This window comes from Pseudomonas sp. P179 (genome assembly GCF_000478485.2).
GTDB classification, from domain to species: Bacteria; Pseudomonadota; Gammaproteobacteria; order Pseudomonadales; family Pseudomonadaceae; genus Pseudomonas; species Pseudomonas aeruginosa.
In genome coordinates this window covers 6,062,402-6,064,715 of record NZ_KI517354.1, presented here as the reverse complement: position 1 = coordinate 6,064,715, position 2,314 = coordinate 6,062,402, and the positions used below count along the sequence as shown (strand labels likewise).

2 protein-coding genes and 1 pseudogene are annotated in these 2,314 nt (G+C 69.7%); all 3 read right to left on the bottom strand.

What is annotated here, in order from left to right:
* The coding region (locus HMPREF1224_RS44865; protein ID WP_010794066.1) for a PhzF family phenazine biosynthesis protein at positions 1 to 137 on the bottom strand (137 nt) is incomplete at its 3' end.
* Between the two features lie 13 nt (positions 138 to 150).
* Positions 151 to 2,034 (bottom strand): phenazine biosynthesis protein PhzE, encoded by a 1,884-nt coding sequence (gene phzE, locus HMPREF1224_RS40290; protein ID WP_010794065.1) that lies wholly within the window; start codon positions 2,032 to 2,034, stop codon positions 151 to 153.
* Positions 2,031 to 2,314: pseudogene (phzD, locus tag HMPREF1224_RS40285) on the bottom strand (phenazine biosynthesis protein PhzD); the annotation flags it as partial. The pseudogene phzD and the gene phzE, both read right to left, overlap by 4 nt.

Genomic DNA, 2,314 nt, shown 5'->3' with positions numbered 1-2,314 from the left:
CTCTCCGACAGGTTCATCTCCCGCGCCATGCGCTGCATGCGCTCGCCGCTGAGGTCGTCGCAGTCGAAGAACACCGCCACCGGGTTGCCTTGCAGCGGTTCGCTGGCGAAGGCGTCTATCACGACATATCTGTGCATGGGCTCTCCTGGCTCAGGGCCGCCGCTCGACCAGCGCGTGGCGCAGCAGGTCGGCGATGATGCGCGGACCCTCGCGGGTCAGCACCGATTCGGGGTGGAATTGCATGGAGGCGAAGCGCGGCCCGCGCAGGGCATGGACCTCGCCGGTCTCGCGGTCGCGGCTGATCTCGATCGGGCCGACCTCGGGAATCTCGATGCGGTCCTGCAGGGCGCGCGCGGCGAAGGTGTTGTAGAAGCCGACGCGCTCGGCGGCGCCGAACAGGTCGATCTGTTTCTGCACGCCCTGGTTGGGCTCCTGCCGGCGTTGCAGGTCCAGGCCCAGGCACAGGCTCAGCACCTGGTGGCTCAGGCACACGGCGAGGAACGGCCGGCGCTCGCTGAGCAGCGAACGGATGGCCAGGTGCAGGTGGCCGATCTTCGGCTGGCCGATCTCGGTGGGGTTGCCCGGGCCGGGGCCCATGATCACCAGGTCGTAGCCGTCGAACGAGTACGGCTCCTGGAAGCCGCGCACGGTCACCGTCAGGCCCAGCGACTTGAGCTGCTTGGCGATCATCGAGGTGAAGGTGTCCTCGGCATCGACGATCAGCACCTCGCGTCCGGACAGGTCGGCCTGCAACTGCTGGCGCTCGCTGGCGCCGCGCAGCCAGAAGTCGGCGATCGGCGCGTTGCGGCTGGCCAGCGCCGCCACCACGTGCGGGTGCGAGCCCAGGCGCTGCGGCGCCTGGCTCTTCAGCGCGGCGATCAGCCCGGAAGCCTTGGCCCGGCTTTCCGCCGCCTCGCCCAGGGGATCGGAGTGACGCACGATGGTCGAGCCGACGCCGATGCGCAGGTGGCCGTCGCCCTCGATCTCGGCGGTGCGGATCAGGATCGCCGAGTCCAGCGTGCGCCCGCCCTGGCCGTCACCGCCGATCAGCGCCGCCACCCCGCTGTAGTAGCCGCGACCCTGCGGCTCGTAGCGGCGGATCACCCGACAGGCGCTTTCCAGCGGGCTGCCGGTGACGGTCGGGGCGAACAGCGTCTCGCGCAGCACCTCGCGCACGTCGCGGCTGGTCTGGCCCTCGATGAAGTACTCGGTGTGCGCCAGGTGCGCCATCTCCTTGAGGTAGGGACCGAGCACCCGGCCGCCGTCCTCGCAGATCCGCGCCATCATCTTCAGCTCCTCGTCCACCACCATGTACAGCTCGTCGGCTTCCTTGCGGTTGTCGAGGAATTCCATGACCTCGGCCAGGTTCGGCCCGGCCGGCGGGTAGCGGTAGGTGCCGCTGATCGGGTTCATCACCGCCAGGCCGTCGCGCACGCTGATGTGTCGCTCGGGCGAGGCGCCGACCAGGGTGCGTTCGCCGGTGTGGACGATGAAGGTCCAGTAGGCGCCCTTCTCGCGCAGCAGCAACTGGCGGAAGAAGCTCAGCGCGCTGGCCGTGGCGTAGCCGTCGATGCGCGCCTGGAAGCGCCGCTTGATCACGAAGTTGGCGCCTTCGCCGCGACCGATCTCGTCGGCGATGACCCGCCCGACCACTTCGGCGTAGGCCTCGTCGTCGAGGTCGAAACCTTCCTCGCTCAGTTCCAGCGCCTGGTTCGGCAGCATCGCCAGGGCCTGCTCCAGCGGCAGCAGTTCCTGCTCCAGGACCTTCAGCGCCAGCAGCGGCGTGCCGTCGTCGAGCGCCTCGAAGCCGCGCTCGGCGATCTGCCGGTAGGGAATCAGCGCCAGCAGGTCATGGCGCGGCAGGCCCGGGCCGGGCTGGTCCAGCGGCAGGTCGGCCAGGCCGTGCAGTTCGAGCGCCTCGCCGCGGATCACGTCGAGCAGGCCCGGGCCATTGCTTTCCGGGCGGTAGAGCAAGGCGAACGGCGCCGGCCGTTCGAGCAGGCGCTGCAACAGCGATGTGGGCAGGGCGTTCATTCCAGCACCTCGTCGGTGGTGACCACCATCGCGCAGCGGCTGGCGGCGTATTCCAGGGCCATGCGGTGGTGCGCCTCGCTGAAGTCGGCGATGGCGTCGGCCACCAGGAACGGCTGGATGTCGTTGGAGTAGGCGTCGACCGTGGAGATCAGCACCCCGACGTGGGCGTATACGCCGCACAGCACCAACTGGTCGCGGCCGGCGGCGCGCATCCGCTGGAGCAGGTCGGAGTGGAAGAAGGCGCTGTAGCGCCACTTGGTCAGCAGCCAGTCGTCCGGCC